Below are 5,779 nucleotides of genomic sequence, written 5' to 3'. Positions count from 1 at the left end.
AACAACTCAGCTGCCTTATTTGCATCAGAGACCTTTGTTCTGATTTCAATGACATCTGCCGTTTCTTCATAGACTACCTTGTCATAGGTTGTTTTCTCGCCATCAACGGTCAAAACTTTAGGTTTCTTAGTTACAACAACTTGATCTTCCGTTTCTTTACGGTTCATAACACGGCTTAGGTATTCAATCACGTCCTGAGCGGTTGCTGTACGCTCCTGGTGCATTTTTTCGAGTTGTCCGTCTATATATTGCTTGATGTTAGCATTTGTTAGCAATCGGCTTGCATTTGCTCTTGCGACACCATCTTTTTTGACATGGGGATAAGCAACTTTATAAGCTCGACTACCATTCAGATCTTTCAAGTATTCATCTGCAAAAATTTGCTGCTTCGGTGTCACATATACCACCGCCTCCTAGTTAAAATTATGTACAAAAAAAGACGCCGGGGCGTCTTAATTAAAGATCAAACATAAATAAATGATTGGGGGGCAGCTTTTACATTCGGAAAAAGTTCCTGGATTTTACGAGGAATCTCATATTCCTGATAATTTTCAATTTCGATAGCATAAGCCGTTTCCCGCCCATCAAAGTATTCTTCGAAAAAATCGTGTGAAATCCCAGAAAATTTTGAGGTCTTGTTCCAAAGCTTATCTGGGGCATCCTGAAGAACTGCTTTAACTTCAAATTCTCCAACAACCCTTCCGCAGGGCTCAGTGGAATAAACGACGACCTTGTCAACTCGTTTCCGAAAAATTCCTTTCCTATACTCAAAAAGTTTTCTACCACTACGAATTTCATCAACAAATTCAGGCCTAATTGATAACAAAATTTTCATTTACTTTCCCTGCCTTTAAAATTGCTTCGAATTCTTGATCCGTCATTTTAAAGAAGCCAAAATATTGGCCTCTCTTATCAGTCTTTAAAATCCCTCCAGATAAAAGGTCATGCCGAGTAATTCTTTTTTTCAGTGGAAGATTATATAAGAATCTAATCACTTGATTATATCTTTTGGACATCCAGAAACTATGTAATTTATCTGTCGAAAAGATAGACCCTCGATTGGCAAAATCCAGAAAGTTTTGTTCATTCGAGAAACTATTGATATTCCTAACTTCATCCACAACACAAATTGAGGTAGCCACTGAGCTGTATTCAGCTTTCCTTCCTTCATCCTTGGTTCTATAAAGAACTATTTTGTCACCATGGTTTAACCCTGAAACGCCCTTCATATTTGTTAAATATGTTTTCACAACACTATTGGCTGGAGAAACATCCTCGCGTACAAAGTCCCGTTCAGTATTTAATCTAGAATCAGGAACCATTCTCGTGTGAAACTCTGGCTTAATGCCAAGTAAATATTTTCCACCATTCAAATCAAATTTTGGAAAGTCAGCATATATGTCTCCTCTATCGGCTTTACTACGTATAAGAACTTCTTCGTTTCCGCTCTCAGTTTGTTTGGTACCATACTTACGGAATCCAAAACGTTTAAAAAGATTTGGTAAGCCTCGAGTTTCGGGGAACATTGTGACGTAAACATCGTCAAACTCCTCAGCCACAAACTTTCTGAGAATAATCGCCATAAACCTATTGCCGGTGGCGGCAAAATGAGCATTTATCTTGAAAGTGCCTATCTTCAAGTGCTTTCCCTCTTCCAACAATGGTGAAATGTCATTAACGCTTCCTTTTTCTGTTTTTAAGTAAAGGAATGCATTTATCTTTTTCTCTGGAGAAACTGAAACATACACTTTCTCCCCTTTAGCCGCTTTCCGAAGAAACCATCCGTCGAAACCTTTGTAGTTTTCACGTAAGGAATCAAAAAATGCATCATTAACATTTACATTTCCGAACTCCTCTAATCTCAAATAGTCCTCATTCATTTCATATCACCTCAACAAAAATAGTACCCGACTTTATCATCAGATACTAGAGGTGATTATCCCGGAAATGAACTTCGCTAGATTGTGAGTATTCATCTATTGAGTTCACTCCTATGCTGCATCTCAGAGTTGAACCGAGTTGTTGATCGGGAAGTCACAAACGCCTGTATGCAGCTACCAATACGTAATATTTTATTTTTTGGCCTTTGACAGCCTATGCCGTTACTCCGAATCGAACGAAGTATAAGTCCTAAACTTGACGGCACCTTTTAGGGGGATAAAGGAAGAATGTATAACATATTTAAGAAGAGCCTTCACGTCTCGTATTTGTCGAACCCCTTTACTTTTCGACAATACTATTATTTCACACTTCAACCCTAAAATCGGTGATGAAAAGGTAAAAAATCGGTGAATTATTTTTCTTCTTTGTATTCAATCAAGCTGCCATGATCATAGGCTTCATAAAATTCTGATAAGGCTTGACGCTTCAGGTAACTGATTGATGTATCGCTATACCACTTCAATCGTTCAGCAATTTGAATATAACTTAACGGATCCTTTGTGCAATAACTGTAATACAACGTCCAATAACTTCGCGTGCTGATATTTTTTAATGCATTGACGATCTTGTTTAGTTCTTCCCCAGCTTCGTACTTTTCTTTTAAAAGCTCTAACTCTCTTGGACTGAGCCCTTGATCAATTCGATCACTTCGAGGCATGCCATCAAGACTTGGTGAGTGAAGACTTGATAATGATGTTCCGGCAATACGTGCTAGGGGTCTGAACGTTTTTAATACATTCCGTGCATTATTCCGTGATTTTTGTACGTCTATTTCCTTTATCAATGACATCAAGACAAGTCACTCCTCCATATGTTATAATCATTGTGCTTGTGTTTGAGCTATAGAGAAGGACTGCCCTCGGGTGGTCCTTTTTTTATTTTTGCTTAATCAGCTGAATGACTAGTGCGATCAAGAAGATTACGAAGATAAAGAACCACGCACCATTCATGTTCCAGATAAACCAAGCGAAATCTCTCATATCCAACCTCCTTACTTGATAATTGTATCCATTTGTTTGGCAATCCGTTTAGTTTCTGCAATAACTTCTGCTTTACCAATCTGGTCAATGTGATTGTCGTCAAAACCAACTATTCTAATCAACTGACTTTGATCATGACTTTTCATGAATTTATCAAAAGCGTTATGCACTGATGCATACCAGCTACCTAAAATTGAATCCTCACTGCTCCCGAATGGATACAGTCCAAGCTTTTCATCTTCTGTTGAAAAATAACCTAGGAATGTCGGTCCACCTGGAAAATTGAATGGGTCATAAAATTCATCAAGATAATCATTTGACCAGTCTTCATTAATTTCTACATAGCCATTTGTATACCCAGCGTCCATATCATAAATGAAATATCGCCGTCCTTTTTTTGTTTTGTGGACTTCAATCAATTATTTCCCCTCCGTTTCGTCTTTATTCGGTACTCTATGAATCATCTTCAAAATCATGTCTTTCATGTCCTGATAATCTTCTTCTGTAATATTGTCTGTGGCTTTATCAGACCAGCTGATATGTAGAACACCGATCTCTTCACGTAAACGCATAAATGCTTCTGCTCTAGTCATTTTTCATTCCTCTTTCTTTCCTTTTTCTTCTCAGCTATTTCTAAAAACAGATCTAAACATTGATATATCAACGATTAATCTTTTCGGTTTCCTTTCGAGATGCACAATCAATATTCTTAATTGCCTGTTGTATATAGCTGTCATGACTACTAAAGTCATGATGTAACTCGGCTTCCAGCAATAGCTTAACTCGATCTAAATTAGTCATTATCCATCACCCATTGAGCACATATCAAAAACAAAACCGAAAGCAAGATTAAACCTACGCCACTGTATAACATTCCATTTTCATATCTAGTCAGTAAACAATAACAAAATAGCCCGATGAAAACCCAGAAACATGCAACCACAGTAATAATAACGATGCTTTTTAATTTGCTATTAGTCATCTAACGTTTCCGCCAATTCATAAACTTCACTCATATCTTCAATATCAACTTCACTTAAATCTTGATAGCCAAGCATTTGTGCAGCCACCTCTAATTCCCATGCGTTCATTTGTTATCCTCCACTAATTCGGGATTTTCATAGATATTGCCAACCACTTTAACGTGTGACACTCCAGCACTAAGTTCTTGACTTAGCACGTTGGAATCGTAGTACCAATTGTCTGGAATATATCTTGGGTCTAAATCAAAGGCTGGATAATTATCTTCAGCAAAGTATTTAACTGGTGCTATATAGGAATCCTCTTCTTCTTTTGACACGATAAGAATAACGTCGCCTTCATAAATTTCTTTACCGTTTCCATCTTTCAGACCTGTATATTGCATCAAACGCCGATAATATTTATCGCCAACTTTGTCTCGATTCGTATAGTCCAAATCTTCCTCGTGGGCAAACCGAAATCCAGTTGAATCATCATATTCTTCACGTTCTGAATAACTCATGCCGTGGCCTTTACCGTACATCTTTTCTCGCTCTGAATCCCATTCTCTAAATTTAATATCTCTCATAGCTGCTCTCCTTTAAACGGTGCTTTCGTGCGATATTTAGTCATCATTGTCCTCCTCAGGTTCTGTATCCACATAATCAGCAATAAATTGTTGTGCTGGCAAAACAAGCATACGTTTCGATTTTGTTCTGACAACGTAAACGGGGTACTGTCTCGCTTCACGAGTTTGCCCGTAAGAAACTGCTTGCTCATCTTGATATTCAATACTGATAATCTCGTCATCCTTGTCGTTGAACCATAACGGCATGCCAACCTCATAAAATAAAGAACTGTCGGCGCTATTAATACTTGCTACACTAATTATTTTCATCTTCCATTACCATCTCTTTTTTATAATTTTGAAGATCATATTTCTCAATTTCATCGTCGGTAAATTGACTTAATTCTGATACTGCGAATGCAATCTCACTGGGATATGCATTAAGTCTTTCCAAATCGCTGGTTTTTACAAAATAGCTGTCATCAGTACCAGGCACTTTAACGTAATATTTTTCCTTCTTCTTGACTTCGTAATTATTAGTCAAAAAAGCTTGGCAATATTCTAATAAATGTCCTTCAACCCACTCTTGTGTATCTTTTGACATTTCATAATAATTAAATGTTAGTGCGTCAGCTACCTGCACCCTGCCCCTTACACAAAATTTTTCAGCACTTGCACGAAAGTATTTCGCAACTTCTTTCGGTACAGGAATTGGCTTGTGGATCAATTCATCAGGAATATTAACCTCCTTAACACGATCACCAAGGGTAGTTTCAGTAGATCCATAAAGGTCATACTGTACTATTGGAGACCCATTTTGGTCTGTAACTCTTGCTAGGTCCTTACCTTTAATTTTCATATTTATCCTCCTAAAATGGCTCTGATTCTTCACGTATGATGCGATTTTTATCTATCGTGGATAAATTCCTTAAGGCTATCCGAAACTCACCAGAAGCTTCCACATAATGGCTATTTAGATAGATAATTGCTCGCACAATATCACCGCGACATTCACTATATGCTTCATTGAACCGTGAGCGGAAAATACGTTCATATTGCTGCTTAGTTGATTCGTTCATTTGGATTCCCCCAGTCTAACAGCATGTGCCCGCTGCACTGTAATGTTTAATTTTTGTGCGATCTGAGTGTTATTCATGCCTTGACGTTTCAATTCTTTGATTTCCTGATTCAATTTGCGAGGTTCATATGTTTTAATAACAGGTTTACCCGACTTAGTTAAGCGACGAAAACTTACAACGACCTTATTCCTCAATTCGCCTTCGATTTCTACCGAATCTTTGAGCAATATCATTGCTGAATTCTCATATAA

At 37.7% G+C, this 5,779-nt stretch carries 11 protein-coding genes; all 11 read right to left on the bottom strand.

Annotated elements, in window-relative coordinates; all coding sequences use genetic code 11:
* Positions 1–398: terminase small subunit (locus FHQ08_RS12450; protein ID WP_230914711.1), on the bottom strand; the 398-nt coding region annotated here is incomplete at its 3' end.
* Positions 399–463: 65 nt separating this feature from the next.
* Positions 464–835 carry an ASCH domain-containing protein gene (locus tag FHQ08_RS12445; RefSeq protein ID WP_230914710.1) on the bottom strand — a complete coding sequence of 124 codons (372 nt, stop codon included), beginning with the start codon at positions 833–835 and terminating at the stop codon, positions 464–466.
* Complete coding sequence (locus tag FHQ08_RS12440) at positions 813–1,880, bottom strand: hypothetical protein (RefSeq protein ID WP_230914709.1); 1,068 nt, start codon at positions 1,878–1,880, stop codon at positions 813–815. The genes FHQ08_RS12445 and FHQ08_RS12440 overlap by 23 nt, the downstream gene beginning before the upstream one ends.
* A gap of 413 nt (positions 1,881–2,293) precedes the next feature.
* Complete coding sequence (locus FHQ08_RS12435) at positions 2,294–2,731, bottom strand: ArpU family phage packaging/lysis transcriptional regulator (protein ID WP_230914708.1); 438 nt, start codon at positions 2,729–2,731, stop codon at positions 2,294–2,296.
* A 201-nt stretch (positions 2,732–2,932) separates the two neighbouring features.
* A complete protein-coding gene (locus FHQ08_RS12430; RefSeq protein ID WP_230914707.1) occupies positions 2,933–3,340 on the bottom strand; it encodes a hypothetical protein in 408 nt (135 codons plus the stop codon).
* A complete protein-coding gene (locus tag FHQ08_RS12425; RefSeq protein ID WP_230914706.1) occupies positions 3,341–3,514 on the bottom strand; it encodes a hypothetical protein in 174 nt (57 codons plus the stop codon).
* 494 nt (positions 3,515–4,008) lie between these two features.
* Complete coding sequence (locus FHQ08_RS12420) at positions 4,009–4,470, bottom strand: YopX family protein (protein ID WP_230914705.1); 462 nt, start codon at positions 4,468–4,470, stop codon at positions 4,009–4,011.
* A gap of 36 nt (positions 4,471–4,506) precedes the next feature.
* A complete protein-coding gene (locus tag FHQ08_RS12415; protein ID WP_230914704.1) occupies positions 4,507–4,779 on the bottom strand; it encodes a hypothetical protein in 273 nt (90 codons plus the stop codon).
* Positions 4,766–5,308 (bottom strand): DUF1642 domain-containing protein, encoded by a 543-nt coding sequence (locus FHQ08_RS12410; RefSeq protein WP_230914703.1) that lies wholly within the window; start codon positions 5,306–5,308, stop codon positions 4,766–4,768. Before FHQ08_RS12410 ends, FHQ08_RS12415 begins: the two co-directional genes overlap by 14 nt.
* Before the next feature lie 10 nt (positions 5,309–5,318).
* Complete coding sequence (locus FHQ08_RS12405) at positions 5,319–5,528, bottom strand: hypothetical protein (RefSeq protein ID WP_230914702.1); 210 nt, start codon at positions 5,526–5,528, stop codon at positions 5,319–5,321.
* A partial coding sequence (locus tag FHQ08_RS12400) for a hypothetical protein (protein ID WP_230914701.1) occupies positions 5,525–5,779 on the bottom strand: 255 nt, incomplete at its 5' end. The genes FHQ08_RS12405 and FHQ08_RS12400, both read right to left, overlap by 4 nt.

This window comes from Agrilactobacillus fermenti (assembly GCF_021030645.1).
GTDB classification, from domain to species: domain Bacteria; phylum Bacillota; class Bacilli; order Lactobacillales; family Lactobacillaceae; genus Agrilactobacillus; species Agrilactobacillus fermenti.
The sequence above is the reverse complement of the archived record's forward strand: the minus strand, read 5'-3'. Positions and strand labels throughout refer to the sequence as shown.

Coding starts and splice junctions, on each gene's coding strand:
- FHQ08_RS12405 (WP_230914702.1), bottom strand. CDS start 5,528: ATGAACGAATCAACTAAGCAGCAATATGAACGTATTTTCCGCTCACGG.
- FHQ08_RS12425 (WP_230914706.1), bottom strand. CDS start 3,514: ATGACTAGAGCAGAAGCATTTATGCGTTTACGTGAAGAGATCGGTGTT.
- FHQ08_RS12415 (WP_230914704.1), bottom strand. CDS start 4,779: ATGAAAATAATTAGTGTAGCAAGTATTAATAGCGCCGACAGTTCTTTA.
- FHQ08_RS12435 (WP_230914708.1), bottom strand. CDS start 2,731: ATGTCATTGATAAAGGAAATAGACGTACAAAAATCACGGAATAATGCA.
- FHQ08_RS12420 (WP_230914705.1), bottom strand. CDS start 4,470: ATGAGAGATATTAAATTTAGAGAATGGGATTCAGAGCGAGAAAAGATG.
- FHQ08_RS12410 (WP_230914703.1), bottom strand. CDS start 5,308: ATGAAAATTAAAGGTAAGGACCTAGCAAGAGTTACAGACCAAAATGGG.
- FHQ08_RS12445 (WP_230914710.1), bottom strand. CDS start 835: ATGAAAATTTTGTTATCAATTAGGCCTGAATTTGTTGATGAAATTCGT.
- FHQ08_RS12440 (WP_230914709.1), bottom strand. CDS start 1,880: ATGAATGAGGACTATTTGAGATTAGAGGAGTTCGGAAATGTAAATGTT.